Annotated in this window: 19 protein-coding genes; 13 read left to right on the top strand and 6 right to left on the bottom strand. The window is 67.6% G+C overall.

All coding sequences use genetic code 11. The features are described from left to right. Positions 1 to 24: 24 nt before the first annotated feature. Positions 25 to 420 carry an SdpI family protein gene (locus tag J2X34_RS12000; RefSeq protein WP_114720192.1) on the bottom strand — a complete coding sequence of 132 codons (396 nt, stop codon included), beginning with the start codon at positions 418 to 420 and terminating at the stop codon, positions 25 to 27. A 114-nt stretch (positions 421 to 534) separates the two neighbouring features. On the opposite strand from J2X34_RS12000, the gene leuS reads away from it, so the two are divergent. Then, positions 535 to 3,405, top strand: a complete 2,871-nt coding sequence (gene leuS, locus J2X34_RS11995) for a leucine--tRNA ligase (RefSeq protein WP_429517420.1) — start codon at positions 535 to 537, stop codon at positions 3,403 to 3,405. Positions 3,406 to 3,485: 80 nt separating this feature from the next. On the opposite strand, the gene J2X34_RS11990 is transcribed toward leuS, so the two are convergent. Continuing rightward, the gene (locus J2X34_RS11990) at positions 3,486 to 4,997 is read right to left on the bottom strand and encodes a lipase family protein (protein ID WP_258557752.1); all 1,512 of its coding nucleotides are present in this window, start codon (positions 4,995 to 4,997) and stop codon (positions 3,486 to 3,488) included. Between the two features lie 163 nt (positions 4,998 to 5,160). Between J2X34_RS11990 and J2X34_RS11985 the strand changes: the two genes are divergently transcribed. Both J2X34_RS11985 and J2X34_RS11980 read left to right on the top strand, forming a co-directional pair. Beyond that, positions 5,161 to 5,532 carry a nuclear transport factor 2 family protein gene (locus J2X34_RS11985; RefSeq protein ID WP_429517418.1) on the top strand — a complete coding sequence of 124 codons (372 nt, stop codon included), beginning with the start codon at positions 5,161 to 5,163 and terminating at the stop codon, positions 5,530 to 5,532. Positions 5,533 to 5,716: 184 nt separating this feature from the next. Continuing rightward, positions 5,717 to 6,277, top strand: a complete 561-nt coding sequence (locus J2X34_RS11980) for a HutD family protein (protein WP_429517416.1) — start codon at positions 5,717 to 5,719, stop codon at positions 6,275 to 6,277. A 121-nt stretch (positions 6,278 to 6,398) separates the two neighbouring features. Here J2X34_RS11980 and J2X34_RS11975 read toward each other — a convergent pair whose 3' ends face one another. Continuing rightward, a complete protein-coding gene (locus tag J2X34_RS11975; protein ID WP_174914205.1) occupies positions 6,399 to 7,412 on the bottom strand; it encodes an AraC family transcriptional regulator in 1,014 nt (337 codons plus the stop codon). A gap of 311 nt (positions 7,413 to 7,723) precedes the next feature. Here J2X34_RS11975 and J2X34_RS11970 point away from each other — a divergent pair, with 311 nt between their 5' ends. From J2X34_RS11970 to J2X34_RS11955, 4 genes are all read left to right on the top strand, one after another. Next, positions 7,724 to 9,082, top strand: a complete 1,359-nt coding sequence (locus J2X34_RS11970; protein ID WP_429517413.1) for an MFS transporter — start codon at positions 7,724 to 7,726, stop codon at positions 9,080 to 9,082. A gap of 80 nt (positions 9,083 to 9,162) precedes the next feature. Further along, a complete protein-coding gene (locus J2X34_RS11965; protein ID WP_174914201.1) occupies positions 9,163 to 9,990 on the top strand; it encodes an SDR family NAD(P)-dependent oxidoreductase in 828 nt (275 codons plus the stop codon). 75 nt (positions 9,991 to 10,065) lie between these two features. Next, on the top strand, positions 10,066 to 11,118 hold the full coding sequence (locus J2X34_RS11960) for a 3-keto-5-aminohexanoate cleavage protein (protein WP_174914199.1): 1,053 nt from the start codon (positions 10,066 to 10,068) through the stop codon (positions 11,116 to 11,118). A 144-nt stretch (positions 11,119 to 11,262) separates the two neighbouring features. After that, positions 11,263 to 12,864: a long-chain fatty acid--CoA ligase gene (locus J2X34_RS11955; RefSeq protein ID WP_429517404.1), complete on the top strand. Its 1,602-nt coding sequence runs from the start codon at positions 11,263 to 11,265 to the stop codon at positions 12,862 to 12,864. Between the two features lie 43 nt (positions 12,865 to 12,907). On the opposite strand, the gene J2X34_RS11950 is transcribed toward J2X34_RS11955, so the two are convergent. Genes J2X34_RS11950 through J2X34_RS11940 form a run of 3 tightly spaced genes read right to left on the bottom strand, consistent with a single transcriptional unit; the run spans position 12,908 to position 14,368 of the window. Next, complete coding sequence (locus tag J2X34_RS11950; protein ID WP_114720176.1) at positions 12,908 to 13,597, bottom strand: SDR family oxidoreductase; 690 nt, start codon at positions 13,595 to 13,597, stop codon at positions 12,908 to 12,910. A 22-nt stretch (positions 13,598 to 13,619) separates the two neighbouring features. Next, positions 13,620 to 13,991 (bottom strand): hypothetical protein, encoded by a 372-nt coding sequence (locus J2X34_RS11945; protein ID WP_258557749.1) that lies wholly within the window; start codon positions 13,989 to 13,991, stop codon positions 13,620 to 13,622. A 14-nt stretch (positions 13,992 to 14,005) separates the two neighbouring features. Further along, positions 14,006 to 14,368 carry a hypothetical protein gene (locus J2X34_RS11940; RefSeq protein ID WP_429517401.1) on the bottom strand — a complete coding sequence of 121 codons (363 nt, stop codon included), beginning with the start codon at positions 14,366 to 14,368 and terminating at the stop codon, positions 14,006 to 14,008. Positions 14,369 to 14,481: 113 nt separating this feature from the next. Here J2X34_RS11940 and J2X34_RS11935 point away from each other — a divergent pair, with 113 nt between their 5' ends. From J2X34_RS11935 to J2X34_RS11910, 6 genes are all read left to right on the top strand, one after another. Beyond that, complete coding sequence (locus tag J2X34_RS11935; protein WP_114720174.1) at positions 14,482 to 14,943, top strand: MarR family winged helix-turn-helix transcriptional regulator; 462 nt, start codon at positions 14,482 to 14,484, stop codon at positions 14,941 to 14,943. Then, positions 14,940 to 15,362, top strand: a complete 423-nt coding sequence (locus J2X34_RS11930) for an organic hydroperoxide resistance protein (RefSeq protein ID WP_114720172.1) — start codon at positions 14,940 to 14,942, stop codon at positions 15,360 to 15,362. The genes J2X34_RS11935 and J2X34_RS11930 overlap by 4 nt, the downstream gene beginning before the upstream one ends. Before the next feature lie 36 nt (positions 15,363 to 15,398). Next, positions 15,399 to 16,424 carry a PHP domain-containing protein gene (locus tag J2X34_RS11925; RefSeq protein ID WP_429517398.1) on the top strand — a complete coding sequence of 342 codons (1,026 nt, stop codon included), beginning with the start codon at positions 15,399 to 15,401 and terminating at the stop codon, positions 16,422 to 16,424. Between the two features lie 16 nt (positions 16,425 to 16,440). Next, on the top strand, positions 16,441 to 17,778 hold the full coding sequence (gene ggh / locus J2X34_RS11920) for a glucosylglycerate hydrolase (protein ID WP_114720168.1): 1,338 nt from the start codon (positions 16,441 to 16,443) through the stop codon (positions 17,776 to 17,778). Between the two features lie 96 nt (positions 17,779 to 17,874). Continuing rightward, a complete protein-coding gene (locus J2X34_RS11915; protein WP_429517395.1) occupies positions 17,875 to 18,609 on the top strand; it encodes a glycoside hydrolase family 25 protein in 735 nt (244 codons plus the stop codon). A 36-nt stretch (positions 18,610 to 18,645) separates the two neighbouring features. Then, positions 18,646 to 19,437, top strand: a complete 792-nt coding sequence (locus J2X34_RS11910; protein ID WP_429517393.1) for an SDR family NAD(P)-dependent oxidoreductase — start codon at positions 18,646 to 18,648, stop codon at positions 19,435 to 19,437. Positions 19,438 to 19,444: the final 7 nt, after the last annotated feature.

Here is a 19,444-nt window from a genome sequence, read left to right as displayed (position 1 = left end):
CCGGATTCAATCAGGCCCGGCGGATCAGGCGGGTTCGCACGCGCCCTTGAGGCTGCAGGCGCCGCAGGATGTGCCGCAGCCACTGGTGTCGGGCACCGCGCCCGCGGCCTTGGAGCCGAGCGCGCCACCGGCCGCGACGGTGAACAGGGCCCCGGCGATCACGACGATCGTCGCGATCACGCCGGCGACGGTGGGCAGGATCAGGATGGCGAGCCCGCCGATGGCCAGCACGCCGGCACCGCCGAGCATGCTCGGGGCCGCGACCTTGTTGGCCAGGGCAAACGTCTCGTCGTCGCGCAGCGACTGGGGGGTGCGCACACCGGCCCAGCGGTTGCGCGTCAGGCGGCCGGTCAGTGCGGCGGCGCCCAGACCGGCGAGGGCGAGAGCGGCGACGAAAAGCACGACAGCGACGATGACCACGCCTACACGATACGACCCGGTCGCGCGGGCCGGTGTTGCTGGGTGTTCGGGGGGACCGCGGACGCTTTACCCTGGTTGACGGAATTCCCGTCATCCAAGTAGATAGCGACCACAGTGACCGAGCCAGTTCAGCAAGCCTCATCCCCCGACGACTCGACGCCGCAGCACCGCTACACCGCGGAGCTCGCCGGCCGGATCGAGCAGCGCTGGCAGGACCTGTGGAGCGAGCGCGGGACGTTCAACGCCCCCAACCCGGTGGGCCCGCTGGCCGGTGACGTGCCGGCGGACAAGCTGTTCGTGCAGGACATGTTCCCGTACCCGTCGGGCTCGGGTCTGCACGTCGGCCACCCGCTCGGCTACATCGCGACGGACGTCTTCGCGCGCTACCACCGGATGCAGGGCCACAACGTCCTGCACACCCTCGGTTACGACGCGTTCGGTCTGCCGGCCGAGCAGTACGCGGTGCAGACGGGCACGCATCCGCGCACCACGACCGAGGCCAACATCGCGAACATGCAGCGTCAGCTGCGCCGACTGGGCCTGGGTCACGACGAGCGCCGCTCCGTGGCGACGACGGACGTCGACTTCTACCACTGGACCCAGTGGATCTTCCTGCAGATCTACAACGCCTGGTACGACACGGCGCAGGGCAAGGCCCGCCGCATCTCCGAACTCGAGGCCGAGTTCGCTTCGGGTGAGCGCACTCTCGACGACGGCCGTGGCTGGGCCTCGCTGGATGCCGTCGAGCGCAGCAAGGTGCTGGACTCGTACCGCCTGGTCTACCACTCGGATTCGATGGTCAACTGGTGCCCCGGTCTGGGCACCGTGCTGGCCAACGAGGAGGTCACCGCGGACGGCCGCAGCGAGCGCGGCAACTTCCCGGTGTTCCGTAAGCACCTGCAGCAGTGGATGATGCGGATCACCGCGTACTCCGACCGCCTGGTCGACGACCTCGAGTACCTGGACTGGCCCGAGAAGGTCAAGTCCATGCAGCGCAACTGGATCGGGCGCTCGCACGGTGCGCAGGTGAAGTTCGCCGCGCGGTCCGAGCGAAGCGACGGGGGTTCGGCACAGCATCACGACATCGAGGTCTTCACGACGCGTCCGGACACGCTGTTCGGTGCCACGTACGTGACGCTGGCCCCCGAGCACGAGCTGGTGGACCGGCTGGTGGCGGCCGAGTGGCCCGAGGGCGTCGACCCGCGCTGGACCGGGGACGCGGCCACGCCGGCCGAGGCCGTCAAGGCGTACCGCGAGTCGATCGCCGCGAAGACGGACCTCGAGCGGCAGGAGAACAAGGAGAAGACCGGCGTCTTCCTGGGCGTCTACGCCGTCAACCCGGTGAACGGGCACAAGCTGCCGGTGTTCATCGCCGACTACGTGCTCACCGGCTACGGCACCGGCGCGATCATGGCCGTGCCCGGCCACGACCAGCGCGACTGGGAGTTCGCGACCGCGTTCGGTCTCGACATCGTCGAGGTCATCGGCGGCGGCGATCTGTCCGAGGCGGCGTTCACCGGTGACGGACCGCTGGTGAACTCGGAGTACCTGAACGGCCTGAGCGTCGCGGACGCGAAGAAGGCGGTCATCGAGCGCCTCGAGGCGGAGGGCGTCGGCAAGGGCACCATCCAGTACAAGCTGCGCGACTGGCTCTTCGCGCGTCAGCGTTACTGGGGCGAGCCGTTCCCGATCGTGTACGACGCCGACGGTGTCGCGCATCCGCTGCCGGAATCGGCTCTGCCGGTGGAACTTCCGGAGGTCGAGGACTACGCACCGGTGTCGTTCGATCCCAACGACGCCAGCTCCGAGCCCTCTCCCCCGCTCGCCAAGGCGTCCGACTGGGTCGACGTCGAACTGGATCTGGGCGACGGCCTCGAGGACTACCGCCGCGACACCAACGTGATGCCGCAGTGGGCCGGCAGCTCGTGGTACCAGCTGCGCTACATCGATCCCACCAACAGCGAGCAGTTCGTTGCGCCCGAGAACGAGGCCTACTGGACCGGTCCGCGTCCGGACATCCACGGCCCCAACGATCCCGGTGGCGTCGACCTGTATGTCGGCGGTGTGGAGCACGCGGTGCTGCACCTGCTGTACTCGCGGTTCTGGCACAAGGTGCTGTTCGACCTGGGCTACGTCAGCTCGAGCGAGCCGTACCGCCGCCTGTACAACCAGGGCTACATCCAGGCGTACGCGTACACCGACGAGCGCGGCGTCTACGTGCCGGCCGCCGAGGTGACCGAGGAGGACGGCAAGTTCTTCTACCAGGGCGCCGAGGTCAAGCGCGAGTACGGAAAGATGGGCAAGAGCCTCAAGAATTCCGTTGCGCCGGATGAGATCTGCGACGAGTACGGTGCCGACACGCTGCGCGTGTACGAGATGGCGATGGGTCCGCTGGACACGTCCCGTCCGTGGGCGACCAAGGACGTCATCGGTGCGCACCGCTTCCTGCAGCGCGCGTGGCGCGTCGTCGTCGACGAGGAGAGCGGCGACCTGCGCGTCACCGACGCGGAGCCGTCCGAGGACACACTGCGGGCGCTGAACAAGGCGATCGCCGGTGTCTCCGAGGACTACGCGGCGCTGCGCGACAACACCGCTGTCGCGAAGCTGATCGAGTACACCAACCACCTCACCAAGGAGTACCCGGGCGGCGCCCCGCGGTCGGTGGTGGAGCCGCTGGCGCTCATGCTCGGTCCGATCGCACCGCACCTCGCGGAGGAACTGTGGTCGCGTCTGGGTCACACCGAGTCGCTCGCGCACGGTCCGTTCCCGACCGCCGACGAGAAGTGGCTGGTCGAGGACACCGTCGAGTACCCGATCCAGGTCAACGGCAAGGTCCGCAGCCGCATCAGCGTCGCCGCCGACGAGGCCCGTGAGGACATCGAGAAGATCGCCCTCGCGGACGAGAAGATCGTCGCGCTGCTGGACGGCAAGGATCCCCGCAAGGTGATCGTCGTGCCCGGCAAGATGGTCAACGTCGTTCTCTAGCCCACCCGCGTTTTGCGCACTTTTCGCTCCTGAACCCTCCGGGATTCAGCGATAAGTGCGCAAAACGCGATGGATGGCGCTCAGCACTCGTCGGGTGCGGGCTGTCCCTGGAAGAGGGCGTCGACCCAGTCGAACGCCCCGGGGTTGCCGATGGCCTCGCCGAGCAGGTGCTCACCGGGCACCTGCCGGTACACGGCACTGACGCCCAGTCCGCACTGCTCGTCGTACAGGTTGCGGGCACCGAGGGCGGGGATCCACCAGTCCTGCCCGCCGTTGTAGATGTACAGCGGGGTACCGGACTTGATGTCCGCCATCTTCGTGATGTTGTAGATGTCGTGCGCGACAGGGGAATTCAGCGCATCCTTGATGTTCGCGAGTGCCTCGACGGGTGCGTTCAGGAGGCCGATCACGCCGAGGTTGCTCACGCACATGTCCTTGATGGTGGAGATGCCCAGCCGCTGCCCCAGACTGTTGATCAGGGGCAGGATCTGGGTCCGCTCCCGCGAGATCCCCAGCACCGCCGCGAGGAAGAGCCCACTGGCGAGGTTGCCGTTCATGGTGCGCCCGAGCATCTCGAAGTCGGCGGGCACGCCGCCGAACGCGGCACCGACGATGTCGGGGGCCAGTTCGGGTGCGTACGAATCGATCAGCTTGACCGCGCCGTGCGTCGCGATCGCTCCGCCGGAGTAGCCCATCATCGCGAGTTTGCTGCTGCCGAACTCCGCCGGGTACTCGTTCCGGATGCCGCGGATGGTGTCGAGGACGGCGTGCCCGGCGACGTACGGTTCGGCGTACGCCATCTGCGGGCCCTCATGGTCAGGGATGAGAACCGCGTAGCCGCGTTCCTCGGCCTTCGTCGTGACGGGTCGGAGGAAGTCGAAGGGGTTGGTCGATGGTGTGATCCCGTTGGCGAGGGTGTGGGAGGGGGTGCAGGCCCGCCCGAGGCCGTTGATCGGCACGTTGTTCACCAGGATCGGACGCGGGCCGGGACCGGTCCAGTCCACGGCGGGGATGACGAGGGTCGCGGTAGCGAACGACGGCGCACCCAGCGCGTCGGTGGACTTCACCTTGATCTGCCGGACCTCGCGCACCGGCCCGAGCGGGAGTAGACGGGCGACCGGCGTGACGTCGCGGGTCTCGATGACCTGGCCGTTCGTCATGCCGGGCAGGCCGGGCGGGTACTCGTCGAAGAACGGATCGCCGATCGGCGAGGGCTGCATCTCCTGGTGCAGCGTATCGAGCTGCGGGGGAGCCAGATCCGGTGGCGACACCGACGAGTCCACCGAACCCGGTATCCAGGAACCGAACGCGGACCGGGCGAGTGACCCCGTCCCCCACGAGCCGGTGATCGGCGTCGTGCCGTTGGACCCGGTGCCGTCCGAGCCGGTGCCGTCGGTGAGCGACCCGGGTCCGATGAATCCCTGTCCGGCCGCACTGCCGGTCGATCCCACTCCGCCGATGCTGGTGTTCGGCAGCGCACTGCCGCTCGATTGGGCCGCGGCTGTGCCTGCGGTACCACCTCCGACCACGACACCCACCGCGAGTGCAGCGACGAGTATCCGGCCCCAGAAACCCCCGTACTGGATTGGCATGCGCGGGACGCTAGCACCGGATTGTCGCGGCTCGTGCGGCTTCGGCGCTATGTCGGGAGTGTCCGGTGGGCGGGACCGAGCGATGTGTCGGGTGTGTGAGCCGGGATACGCTCGCCGCCGAGAAATCCCTGAAATTCGTTCCACGAGCAAAGGTTCAGCGACCATGGCAACCGCAGAAGACATCAAGAACACCGTCGCCTCGTACATGAAGGCACTCGAGAGCAAGAGCGCCGACGCCGTCGCCGCCCTGTTCGCCGAGGGTGCCACTGTCGAGGATCCGGTCGGCACCGAGCCCAAGCGGGGCGTCGAGGAGATCCGTGCCTTCTTCAAGGCGATCGAGGCGATGGACCAGACCGCGGAACTGCTGACGGTTCGCGTCGCGGGCAACAGCGCCGCCTTCCACTTCCGCACCGTCTCGAAGGTCGGCGACACCACCTACGTCATGGAGCCCATCGACGTCATGACGTTCGACGACGACGCCAAGATCACCAGCACCCGCGCGTACTGGGCGCAGGAGGACATGATCGTCAGCTGACGAGACGGCCAACGCCGCTCCGCTGTCGGTGGGGTGTGGCCCGGTGTCCAGGTGACGCCGGACCACACCCCACAGTCGTTCGTACGGGCCGACGCGGGTGCCGCTCCCCCGGGCGCGCGCGGCACCGCCGGGTTGTATATACAAGACTGGACAAGTAATGGCGGGAGATGTCACCGGAGGAACTGTGAACGACGGACCGTACTCGCTCGGGGCGCCGGCGCGTCGCACCACTCGCGACGACCGGGTGTCGGTGCGCTGGCGCAACGGTCAGGGCACCACGCAGGTGGTCGCCGAGACCGATCTGTGGCGGGTGAGCATCGCCGACGAACCGACGTCGTCGACCTTCTCGGTGATCGACGGATTCGACCGACTGTTCATGCCGATCGGTGCGGTCCCGATCGAACTGACCGGAGCTCCGTTCGGGCCGGGGGCCGACCCGGACGCCCCGGACGCCGCGGCCGGCGTCGTGCGCCACGTCGTCGCGCCGCTGCAGACGATCGCATTTCCGGGCGAGTGGGCGCCGGGGTGCCGCGTGGAGGCGCCCACTCGGGCGTTGAACGTCATGGTGCGGCGTGGTGCGGCCACGGCGACGATGCGGTTCGGGGAGCCGCCCCGGGCCGCCGATCCCGCTGCGCTGGTCGTTCTCGTCGATCCGGTGACGGAGGAGGCCGTGCTGCTCCCGGCCGGGTGTGTCGACGCCTTCGAGATGACCGATCCCTGCGCGATCCTCACCATCACGACGTGACGGTGACGGCCGCCCTCACCTCGATACGGGTCGCAGCACGATCTCGGTGGGGTGCGCGTCCCGGGGCGTCTCGACGGCGTTCCCGACCGCACCCGTGACCGGGGTGCTGAGAGTCTGCCTCTCAGGCCGACTTGGTTTCGTGCTGGTGTGCAGCCCATTTCGTTGGACTCGTGCCGAACTGTCGACGGAACCAACGCGAGAAGGCACTCAAGTCCGAGAACCCTAGTTCACCCGCTATGTCGGTGAGGCTACGGTCGCCACGTGTGATGTACCGTCGCGCGAGATCTGAGCGCACGGAATCGACCACGGACGAGTAGTTTTCGCCCGCCTGTGACAGGTGTCTGTGCAGGGTTCGCCGGTCCATCCCGAGACTGCGCGCGATCCGGGCGGCAGTGCACCTTCCGCCCGGCAGAAGCGCCTCGATCATCTCGCGTACCCGTCCGACGGCGGAGGCATCTTCCGGCGGCGCGAGCAGGTCCAGGTACTGCCTTGCGTAGGGCTGGAACATCGGGTCCGACAACGGATTGACGGAGTCCAGATCGCTCGAGTAGAGCACGAAACCGTTGAAGTCCTGTTCGAATGCGACGCCCGCCCCGAAGGCGCGGTGATGGACATCGAGCGTGGTCGGTGCTTCGTGGACGAAGCAGGTGGACAGTGGTCGCCAGCCGTCCGGGAGAAACGCGCTGAGTATCCGCGCCAACGAGGCGATGACCAGTTCGATGGACTGGCGCCCGAGTGTCATCCCGGGTGCGGGCTCGATCCGCAGTGAGACAAGGCCGTTCAACTCGACGAGCAGAATCTGAATCGCCTCGTTGTGTACCCGCATGTGGCGCAGTATGAGCGCGATCGCGCTACGGACGTCCGGCTCTTCCCTGGCGGCCAAACCCACTGCTCCGAGTATCGACACCCCCCTGCCGTCCGCCATCTTGACCGCGAAGTCCACACAGGACGTTGCCAGAGCGGTTCGCTCCAACAATTCGTCGACGCGCTCCGCAGGGAGCCATGAATTCGGCGTGGCCAAGGCCGTCGGGTCGATGCCCACGGCACGCATGAACGGATCTGGGTCCGCGCCGAGAGACTGCGTCAACTCGACGTACCCGGTCAGCGCCGAACTCCGCACCTTCACCACTGTCATCGACTACCCCAGCCCCTGTCCCAAGCTGCCAAAGAATTCGTCCCAACGGGACAAGTGTTCTCGCCCCAATCCGTATAGCGTGACCTGTGTCACCGCAGTTGTCGAATCGGTCAGCGCGGTCGCTTTCGCTGGGCGATCCCCAGCGTGCAAAACGCCCGGCAGGGCCTGACGCACAGCCTTCGATTCGCTGCCGTTCGTGCCGACACGTACGTCGAGCAACCACAGCCTCGTTCCGGTTCGCAGCGAGCTTTCCGAACCGGCCACATCCGAGACGCGTCGCCTCAACGCGCCCTTCAAGAACAGGAGCACGCATGGAACTGGAGCCCCAGGAATCCACGCCATCCCGAGAGGTCCTCGGCACCGGCGCCCACTCGAAGGTTTTCCCGTGGGTGGTATTCACCCTGATCTTCGGTCTGATGATGTCGGACTACATGTCCCGGCAGGTACTCAGTTCCGTATTCCCCGTGCTGAAGGCGGAGTGGGATCTGTCGGATTCGCAACTTGCGGCCCTGACCAGCGTCGTAGCCCTGATGGTCGGGGTGTTGGCGCTGCCGATGTCACTGCTCGCCGACCGTTGGGGTCGCGTCCGCAGTGTGGTCCTCATGGCAGTGCTGTGGAGTGTCGCGACCATCCTGTGCGCCGCGGCGGGAAACTACTCCCAGCTGCTCGGCGCACGATTCCTGCTCGGGTTCGGTGAGGCCGCCTACGCGAGTGTGGGCATGGCCGTCATGCTGGGAGTCTTTGCCCCGCGCCTGCATGCCTCGCTCAGCGGCGCCATCCTCGGTGCGGCGTTCTTCGGCTCGGTCGTCGGTGTCGCGCTCGGCGGCGTGCTCGCGGATCGGCTCGGTTGGCGTGCGGCCTTCCTGGCCATGGCGGCCTTCGGTCTGTGTCTGATCATCCTGTTCCGGGTCCTCGTCAACGAGCAGCGGCTGGCGCGTCATGCCGCCGACCGGCCGATCTCAGGGGCCCCCGCCTCCGGGTATGGACGTGCCCCGATTTCGAGCCTGCTCACGAACGCCTCGTTGACCTGTGCATACGTCGGTGCCGGAATCCAGTTCTTCGTCTCGGGTGTGCTGCTCGCCTGGCTTCCCAGCTACTTCAACCGCTACCACGACATGGCGGCCACGGATGCCGGGTTGGCGGCATCGGTCTTCGTACTGTTGATCGGCGCCGGAACGGTGCTCTGTGGCGTCGCTGCCGACCGGTTCGGTCGCCGGCGACCCGAACGCCGGTGGAGTGCAGCGATCGCGTTCGCCGGCATCGCGATGGCGTCCCTGATGGTCGGCTTCCAGCTCGCGAACGGGCCCGTGCAGATGGTGTTGATCGGGGTCGGGGCGTTCTTCTGCTCCGGATTCTCCGGTGCCACGACGGCGGTCGTCGCCAGCCTGTCCCACCCGTCGATCCGAGCCTCGGCCCTCGGCGTGGGCGTACTCGCGAACAACGTCTTCGGGCTGGCCCTCGGGCCGTTCGTCGTCGGACTGCTGTCCGATCGGCTGGGTCTGCTCGGTGCGTTGCAGTGGGTCCCACTTGCATCCGTCGTGTCCATCGTGGTCCTGGGCCTCGGCATGAAGCTCTACCCGGCCGGCCTACGCCAGCTTGCCTTGGTGGAGTCGAAGGCCTCCGGCGAGGCATCGTCCGTCGGCGCAGACACGCTCGTGTCCCCGGGATAGATCCCCGCTCATCCGATTCCGTCGGCCGTCTGAGCGTCGTGACGGCCCTGTCATTCCATTCATCGAGGGAGATCAGAGAAATGCAGCAGCTACTCGACAAGGTCGCCGTGGTCACCGGAGCGGCGCAGGGTCTGGGCAGGGCGATTGCGCTCGCCATGGCTCGAGAGGGCGCGGATCTCGTCCTGTGTGACCTTCAAGAGGACAAGCTGGCGGAAGTCTCCGCCGAGGTCGAGGCGCTGGGGCGCAAGTGCTTGGCGCTGCGCTGCGACGTCTCGTCCAAGGCGCAGGTGGTCGAGATGTTCGCCCGGGCCGTCGAGCAGTTCGGAACCGTCCACATCCTGGTCAACAACGCTGCGCGAGTGCCGAACCTGCCCGCCGACGAGGTCCGGCGCGCCCGGCACTACGCCTACGTGACCACCCCGATGGAGCGCCAGTCCATGGGCATCACCAGCAGCCTCACCGACGAGGACTGGCTCAAGTGGTGGGACGTCAACGTCCACGGCGTGTTCTACTGCACCCGTGAGGCATTGAAGTTGATGGAGCCTCAGGGTTACGGCCGCATCATCAATATCGCCTCGATAGCCGGCACCTCTACCGCGAGCACGCACAGCCCCGGCTACTCGGCCGCCAAGGCTGCAGTCGTGAGCCTGACCAAGACCGTCGCCCTCGATGTCGCGGGCGCGGGTATCTACGTCAACGCCATCGCCTGCGGAGGAGTCTTGACGCCGCCGTTCCAGGCGTACCTCGACAACGCCACCGAAGAGCAGAAGCGCAACCTGTACCAGATTATTCCCGTGGGCCGGCTCGGCACTCCCGAGGAGTACGCCTCTCTTGCCGTCTACCTCGCCGGCGAGACGCACTATCTCGTCGGTCAGGTCATCAGTCCTAACGGCGGCGCTGTCATCTGATCGCCGCGGACTCTCGGTTTCATCGAACACCCTTACTCGGCAACACTTTCCAATACTTCCGACAGGAGCACCACCATGCATTTCCATGACGACGCACTCTTCCCCGAAAATCAGGAGAAGCTGGTCATCACGGCGGCGCCGTACGGTCCCGAGTGGGAGCCGGACGACTTCCGCGAGGATCTGCCGTTGACGATGGATGAGCACGTCCAGCAGGCGGTGGACTGCTACGAGGCCGGCGCGTCCGTACTGCACATCCACGTTCGTGAACTCGACGGCAAGGGCTCAAAGCGGCTCTCGAAGTTCAACGAACTCCTCGGACGGCTCCGCGAAGCGGTTCCCGAGATGGTCTTGCAGGTCGGCGGATCGATTTCGTTCGCGCCGGAAGGTGAAGGCGCCGAGGCGAAGTGGCTCTCCGATGACACCCGGCACATGCTCGCCGAGCTCGACCCCAAGCCGGACCAGGTTACGATCGCGATCAACACCAGCCAGATGAACATCGCGGAGCTGTTGACCGCGGACGACATCGCGGGCACATCCCTGGCGCGTCCGGAACTGCAGGAGACGTACCGGGAGATGACGATCCCGGCCGGACCGGCCTGGGTTGAGGAGCACCTGCGTCGCCTACAGGCCGCCGGCATCCAGCCCCTGTTCGCGCTGACCGGCATCACCGGCCTCGAGAGCGTCGAGCGGCTCATCCGTCGCGGGGTCTACACCGGCCCGCTGAACGTGACCTGGACCGGCATCGGTGGCGGCATGGAGGGCCCGAACCCGTACAACATCATGAACTTCATCCAGCGCGTCCCGGACGGAGCTGCCCTGACCCTGGAGTCCCTCATGCGCAGCGTGCTGCCCGTCAACACGATGGCGATCGCGATGGGCCTGCACACCCGCTGTGGCAACGAGGACACCATCTGGGGCCGCAAGGGCGAGAAGATGACCTCGGTTCAGCAGATCCAACAGTTGGTGCGCATCGCCGGTGAACTCGGACGCGAGGTCGCCACCGGCAAGGACGCCCGCGACATCTACAAGATCGGCACCACCTACGCGGACGCCGACGAGACCCTCGCCAAGCTCGGCTACGCGCCGAACCGTCGCCCGGGGCAGGTCGGATTCACCCACCACGCCTAGCGCACCGGCTTGTTGCACAGCGGGGCACGGAACCGACTTTCGTGCCCCGTGTCCGGGTGATTCTTCCGGACACCCGGCCCTGCCGTGATCAGTGCCGGATCTACGGCCGTCGAGTAATGCCCATCCCCGATCTAGGAGTTTTACGTGATCAATGGCTTGACCATGGATGACTACCCGTTGTCGCTGACCGCTGTGGTCGAGCGCGCCGAGCGTTTCCACAGTGGAAAGGACGTCGTTTCTCGTCGCCCCGACGGCAGCATTGCCCGGACCACTCTCGGGGCGTGTGCGCGGCGGGCGCGGCGGCTTGCCACCGCGCTGGCCGGTCTCGGTATCGGGGACGGTGACCGGGTGGCGACGCTGTTGTGGAATCAAGCGGAGCACCTCGAGATGTACTTCGCGGTCCCGGCGATGGGGGCGGTAGTCCACACACTCAACCCACGCCTGCATTCCGACGAGCTGGCCTTCATCGTCGGGGATGCGCAGGACCGGGTGATCGTGGTCGACGAGTCCCTGCTCGAGGTGTTCGACGGGTTCCGGTTCACGCACCAGTTCGACCATGTCATCGTCGTCTCCCATGGCGGTGCGGCACCGGCAGGAATGCTCGACTACGAGACCCTGATCGATGAGGCCGAACCGATGCAGTGGCCTGTTCTCGACGAACGCCAAGCCGGCGCGATGTGTTACACGTCCGGCACCACCGGTCGACCGAAGGGCGTCGTGTACTCGCACCGGGCGCTGGTGCTTCATTCGATGGCCGCGGCACTGCCCGATGCTCTGGGCGTCTCGGTGCAGGACACGCTGCTGCCGGTGGTGCCAATGTTCCACGTCAACGCGTGGGGTCTGCCGTACGCAGCGGCGCTGCTCGGCGCGCGGCTCGTTCTACCCGGACCGAAGTTGGACCCGGTCAGTGTGCTCGACCTGATCGAGGCCGAGAAGGTCACCATGACTGCGGGGGTGCCGACGGTGTGGATGGCGATGCTCGACGCACTCGACTCCGAACCGCATCGTTGGGATCTGCGTCATCTCGACCGGTTGATCGTCGGTGGAGCGGCGGCGCCGCGCAGCCTGCTGGAGGGGTATGACCGTCACGGTCTGACCGTCGTCCAGGCGTGGGGAATGACCGAGACCGCGCCGGTCGGTACCGTCAGCCGCCTCCCGGTGGATCTGCGGGAAGCTGCGGCCGACGAGCAGTATGCGTTCCGGGCCAGGCAGGGCGTCGCGATGCCGTTCTTCGACATCCGAGCCCGGAACGAAGACGACGGATTCATCGAGTGGGATGACGTCGCCATGGGTGAGCTGGAGGTTCGGGGACCCTGGGTGGCGGCTTCCTACCACAATGGTTCGGGCGCAGACAGTTTCACGGCTGACGGCTGGTTCCGCACCGGAGACATCGTCCGCATCGACCACCGCGGCTGCATCCGGATCTGTGACCGCTCCAAGGACCTGGTCAAGTCCGGCGGCGAGTGGATCTCCTCGGTCGATCTCGAAAACCACCTCATGGCACACCCGTCGGTGGCGGAGGCCGCGGTGATCGCCGTGCCCGATCCGCGGTGGGGTGAGCGTCCGTTGGCGGTGCTCGTGCTCCGGGACGGCCAGACCGCGGACCCGGAGCAGCTCCGTGAGCACCTGTCAGGTGAGTTTGCACGGTGGCAGCTACCCGAGCGGTTCGAGTTCGTCTCCACCATTCCCAGAACGGCTACCGGCAAGTTCAAGAAGAGGGATCTGCGCGAGCAATTCACCGCATGATCCAGCGGTCGTGAATATCCGAGGCAGATGCGGGAGCGGCCAGTCAGTGCTTACTCGGCATCGGTCGCAGCACGATCTCGGTGGGGTGCGCGTCCCGGGGCGTCTCGACGGCGTTCCGGACCGCACCCGCCACCGTTTCCGGGGTGAGGAACTTGCCGGCGTCGTACTCGGCGCCCTCGGTGGCGACGATCGCGCGCTGCATGTCGGTGTCGATGCGCCCCGGGTGGATCGACGTGACCCGCAGTGTCGGCTCCTCGAGCCGCAACGCGTCCCCGAATGCGCGCAGCGCGAATTTGCTGGCGGCGTACGCGCCCCAACCCGCGTTGGCGCGTAGTCCCGATCCCGAATTGATCAGTACGACATGCCCGTTCGCGGCGCGTAGCGCCGGCAGTAGCAACCGGGTGAGCTCGGCGACCGCGACGACGTTGGCCTCGAACGTCCTATGCCACGTGTCGACCGACGTCTCCTCGATGGTTCCGATGTCCGCGACGCCGGCGTTGTGTACCAGGACGTCCAGTCGGTCGATGTCGGTGACCGCTTCGGCCACCGCGGCGTAGTCGGTGAGGTCCACTGGCCACGGGGCCGCGCCCAACTCCCCCGCGATCGGCTCGAGGGACTCGGCACTGCGGCCACCGAGGATCAGCTGGTGGGTGGGGGCCAGTTCGCGGGCGATCGCGGCACCGAGGCCGCGGCTACCGCCGGTGATCAGGGCTGTCGGGTGCGGTGTGGACATGCCCTCGAGGTTAGACCGAAGCTCATCCCGCGGGTGAGGTGAGCGTCGGCGCGACGGTGGCGTGCGCGGGCAGTCCCGGGCCGCCCGGCAGCGGCGGACCCGGATTGTCGAACGGGCCGTTGCCGAACGGCCCCGGCGCTCCCGGGCCGTTGCCGTTGGTCGGCAGCGTCGTCTCGTGTTGCGGGATGTAGCCGAAGGAATCGGTCTGTTGCAGCCCCGTGTCCTCGGTCGTCGTCTGCGGCATCTGGGAGAAGGTCATCTGGGGGAAGGATTGGTTCGCGTCCTCGGTAGCGGCGAGGACGCCGATCGCGCCTGCGCCCAGCAGGGCCGTCGACACGGCCGCTGCGGCGACCACGAGCCGCCACCGTTCCCCTCGGCCTTCCTGTCCTGTCATGACATCGCCCCTCGTCAACCGGTGGGTGTGGTGAGTGTCGCCTCGGCGGGCAGTCGGCTGCCGCCGGGGAGGCTCGAGCCACCACCCAGTTCGAACGGGTCGTTCTCGATATTGCCACCCTCGGGTCCGATCGGATCGGTCTCGAGGGTCCTCTCGTGTTCGGGGATGTAGCCGAAGGAGTTCGTCTGTTGCAGTCCGCTCGGATCCTCGGGGTCGGTTTCTTCGGTTTCTTCGGTTTCGTCCTTGGTGGTCGGTAGTCCAGGATTCGAGTCGATGTTGTCGTCGCATCCGGTGATCGCACCGCCGAGTAGCCCGGCCGCGACCGCTGCGGCCGCTACGAGCATCCGATTGCGCTGTTCGTGCTTCTGATGCCTCATCGTCATGCCTTTCGCGCCGGAAGAGTCGGCACTCTGTTTCCAGCATGGCACCGTCGAGCCCAGCGCGCAGATTTATGTTGTGCACAACATTATTGTGGTCTACCTTCGGGGGTGTGACTGACGATCTGGCGCTCGACCGGCAGGTGTGCTTCGCGCTGTACTCGGCCTCCCGTGCCACCACTGCTGCCTACCGGACCCTGCTCGCCGACCTGGACATCACCTACCCGCAGTACCTCGTGATGCTGGTGCTGTGGGAGCGGGACGGGCGCGGCGTCCAGGAGATCTGCGACGCCCTCCAACTCGACACCGGCACGTTGTCGCCGCTGCTCAAACGGCTCGAGGTCGCCGGGCTCATCGACCGGAAGCGGCTGGCCGGCGACGAGCGACGGGTCACCGTCCGACTCACCGACGCCGGGGCGGCGCTGCGTGCACGGGCGTCCGACATCCCGGCCCGTCTCGCACAGGCCACCGGCCTGAGCGGGCCGGACCTCGAACGGCTGCGCGACGTCCTCATGGGCGTCGGCCGCAATCTGCACTCCACCGAGTTCGACATCAACCGAGGAGAGGCATCGTGAACATCGTCTACACCGCAGAGGCACTGGCTACGGGCGAGGGCCGCAACGGCCGGGCCCGCACGTCCGACGGCCGGTTGGACCTGGACCTGGCGATCCCGCAGGAAATGGGTGGCAGCGGTAACGGCACCAACCCGGAGCAGCTGTTCGCCGCCGGGTACGCCGCGTGCTTCCACTCGGCACTCCAACTGGTCGCTCGCCAGGCCGGCGCCGACACCACCGATTCCGCTGTCGGCGCGCGGGTCGGTATCGGCTCCAACGGTTCCGGTGGCTTCGGTCTGGCGGTGACACTCGAGGTCTCGCTGCCGCACCTGGACCGTGGCGAGGCGCTCGCGCTCACCGAGAAGGCGCACGAGGTGTGCCCGTACTCGAACGCGACGCGCGGCAACATCGAGGTCACCCTGACCGTCACCGACGAATAGGTCCTGTCTCCGCGGTTCGCGGGGCACCATGGAGATATGGCGAACCCGGATCCGGTGCAGGCGCTGCGCGAGGTCGCGTTCTGGCTCGAGCGCGGCCGCGCCGACACGTACCGCGTGCGGGCGTATCGGCGGGCGGCGGACGTGGTCGCGGGGCTCACCGAGAGTGAGCGGGAGGCGCGTCAGCGCGGCGGCGGGTGGACCGGACTGCCCGGTCTGGGTGCGAAGACCGCGGTCATCGTCGAGCAGGCGATGTCCGGGAACGTCCCCGACTACCTGCGGGAACTGCGTGACGCGGCCGAGCCGATCGGGTACGGCGGTGACCTGCAGCCGGCGCTGCGCGGCGACCTGCACGTGCACTCGGACTGGTCCGACGGCGGCAGCCCCATCGACGAGATGATGCGGACGGCCGCCGGCCTCGGGCACGAATACTGCGCGCTCACCGACCATTCGCCGCGGCTGACGGTCGCGAACGGGTTGTCGCCCGAGCGCCTGCGGGACCAGCTCGCGGTGGTGCGCGATCTCAACCGGGAGCTGTCGCCCTTCCGGATCCTCACCGGCATCGAGGTCGACATCCTGGATGACGGTGCGCTGGACCAGGATTCGGACCTTCTGGACGAACTCGACGTGGTGGTGGCGAGCGTGCACTCGCATCTGCGCGCCGACCGCGGCGAGATGACCAGGCGCATGCTCGGCGCGGTGCGGAACCCGCGCGTGAACGTGTTGGGCCACTGTACCGGCCGGCTCGTCGAGGGCAAGCGCGGTAACCGGCCGGAGTCGAAGTTCGACGCCGAGAAGGTGTTCCAGGCGTGCCGCGACCACGACGTCGCGGTCGAGATCAACAGCCGGCCCGAGCGCCGCGATCCACCGAGCCGGTTGATCGATCTGGCTGTCGACATCGGGTGTCTGTTCTCGATCGACACCGACGCGCACGCGCCGGGACAGTTGGCCTGGCAGGGGCTGGGGTGCGAGCGCGCGATCCGCTGCGGCGTCGAGGCCGATCGGGTCGTGAACACGTGGCCGGCGGACGACCTGCTCACCTGGACGCGCGCGTTCGCCGGGTGAGTCGCAGAATGGGACGATGATCGACCCCGGATTCACTCCGACGCAGCTCGCGGCCCGCGCCGCCTACCTCCTGCGCGGCAACGACCTGGGGGCGATGACAACCGCAGCCCCGCGGCTGTATCCGCACATGTGGAGCTGGGACGCGGCGTTCGTCGCGGTCGGTCTCGCGCCGCTGTCCGTCGAACGGGCCGTCGTCGAACTCGACACTTTGTTGTCGGCGCAGTGGGCCAACGGAATGATCCCGCACATCGTGTTCGCGAACGGAGTGGACGGGTACTTCCCGGGGCCGGCGCGCTGGGCGTGCCGGGAACTGGCGGGGTACGCGCCGATCGGGATCGACACGTCCGGCATCATGCAGCCGCCGGTGCACGCGATCGCGGTGCAGCGGATCCTCGACCACTCCCGGCGACACGGCCGGACCACCCGGGCGGTCGCGGAGGAGTTCCTGGACCGGCGGTGGCCGGACCTGATGCGTTGGCACCGGTGGCTCGCGCACGCCCGTGATCGCGACGGCGCCGGCCGCGTCACGCTCTACCACGGCTGGGAGTCCGGAATGGACAATTCGCCCCGATGGGATGCCGCCTACGCCAACGTGATTCCCGGTCCCGTCCCGCCGTACCGGCGCGAGGACGTCACGGTCGTCACCGACGTCTCGCAGCGTCCCAGCAACGGCGAGTACGACCGCTACCTGTGGCTGCTCGAGGAGATGAAGAGCGTCCGGTACGACGACGACGCGCTGGCCGAGAAGATGAGCTTCGCGGTGGAGGACGTGTTCGTCAGCGCCGTGTTCGCGCTGGCGTGCGACGTGCTCGCGGTGATCGGGGAGGAGCATTCGCGTCCCAACGCCGATGTCCGCGAACTGCACTACTGGGCCGACCACTTCCGTAAGGGTGTCGCGGCGACGACCGACGAGCGGACGGGCGCGGCGCGGGACTTCGACGTGCGCACCGGTCGGTGGATCGGTACCGAGACGATCGCGATGTTCGCACCGCTGCTGTGCGGCGGGTTGGATCGCCACGCCGAACGGGCCCTGCTGCACACGTTCGAGGGGCCCCGCTTCTGCACGCACCCGGATCTGCGGTACGCGGTCCCGCCGTCCACGTCGCCCGTGTCCCGCGATTTCCGGCCCCGCGAGTACTGGCGGGGCCCGGTGTGGCCGGTGATGACGTGGTTGTTCTCGTGGGCGTTCGCGCGCCGCGGGTGGGCCGAGCGGTCGCTGATGTTGCGGGCGGAGGGGCTGCGGCAAGCCGCCGACGGCAGTTTCGCCGAATACTACGAGCCGTTCACCGGCGAACCCCTCGGCAGCATGCAGCAGTCGTGGACGGCGGCCGCGGTGCTGGACTGGCTCGGTTAGTACACGGTTTCGAACGCGCCTGTGAAGTGACTGGGAGAAGATGAACGCTGGATCGAAATCGGCGCGCGCGGTGAGGAAGTCGTTTAGTCTCGGGCAATGCCGAGGAACCGTCGTCGATCCCTTCCGCGTGTCGCTGCCCTCCTTCTGGCGGGAGCGGTGACAGTCGCAGCACCCGCCGTCGCGGTGGCGAACCCGCAGGGAGTCGACGTGGCGTCGTGGCAGCACCCGAACGGTGCTCCCATCAACTGGTCGGCGGTGCGCGGGGCGGGGTACGAATTCGGGATGGTCAAGGCCACCGAGGGCCTGTTCTACACCAACCCGCACTTCGCGCAGGATTCCATCGCGATGCGGCTCGCGGGTGTGGCACGCGGCGCCTACCACTACGCGGATCCGTCGGCCTCGCCCGAGGCGCAGGCGGCCTTCTTCGCGGCGAACGCGATCGCCGTCAACCAGATCGGCGGACTACCGCCCGTCCTGGATCTCGAGAGCACCGGAGGCCTCGCGGCACCGCAGTTGATCGACTGGACCCGCCGCTACCTCAACGCCGTGCAGGGTCTCACCGGCCGCACCCCGATCATCTACACGTACCCCAACTTCTGGCGCACCGCGATGGCCAACACCACCGAGTTCTCGAACTACCCGCTGTGGATCGCGGACTACAACGGCGGCAACGCCCCCGGGCCACTGCCGGGAGGCTGGCGGAACTGGGCGTTCTGGCAGTACACCGACAGCGGCCGGATCCCGGGCGTCAACGCCGCCATCGACCTCAACGTCTACAGCGGATCGATGGGCGACATCAACATGTACGCCCGCAACTTCTTCGGCAGCTGACCGCGCGCTGACCCGTTTTCGGGGAGAGTGGCCGGCATGACCAAGAAATTGAGCGGCAAGACCGCAATCGTGCTCGGGGTGGCGCCCGGCAACGTCGGGCACGCGATCGCCCGCCGCTTCGTCGACGACGGTGCCGCAGTGCTGATTGCGGGTCGGCGCCCGGACGCGCTGTCGTCGGTTGCGGAGGACATCGGCGCGCAGTGGCAGCAGTGCGACATCACGTCGGAGTCGGACCTGGACGCGCTCGTCGCCACCGCCCTGGAGCGGCTCGGCCGCATCGACGTCGGCGTCAACGCGACCGGGTGGGGTCTGCTGACCCCGTTCGAGGACACCACGCGCGAGGATCTCGAGAAGATGGCGGCGGTCCAGTTCACCGGGCCGTTCCAGTTCTTCCAGCGACTCGTCGCGAACATGGCGGACGGCGGCTCGATCATCCAGATCTCCTCGGTCACCGCGTCGATCATGTTCGAGAACCATGCCGCCTACATGGGTACCAAGGCCGGCATCGACCACGTCGTCCGTTGTGTCGCCAACGAATACGGTCACCGCGGGATCCGGGCGAACTCCATTGCCCCGGGTGGCGTCGCGGACGCCCCGATGTCGGGTGGCGGGCTGAACTACCCGCCGATCCGGTCGCTCTACCTTCGCGAGATCCCGCTCGGGCGGGTCGGCGTCGCCGAAGATGTCGCGAACGTGGCGGCGTGGCTCGCCGGTGACGAATCCGCCTTCGTCACGGGCCAGGTGGTGCAGGTGAGCGGCGGGCAGACGCTCCGACGCAATCCCTCGATCGCCGACCTGGCCGGTGCAATCTCGGTGGAACAGGCGTAACCGAAGA

Origin of the sequence: Rhodococcus sp. BE178 (genome assembly GCF_050433545.1) — a bacterium.
In the GTDB taxonomy this organism is placed as follows: Bacteria; Actinomycetota; Actinomycetes; order Mycobacteriales; family Mycobacteriaceae; genus Prescottella.
The sequence above is the reverse complement of the archived record's forward strand: the minus strand, read 5'-3'. Positions and strand labels throughout refer to the sequence as shown.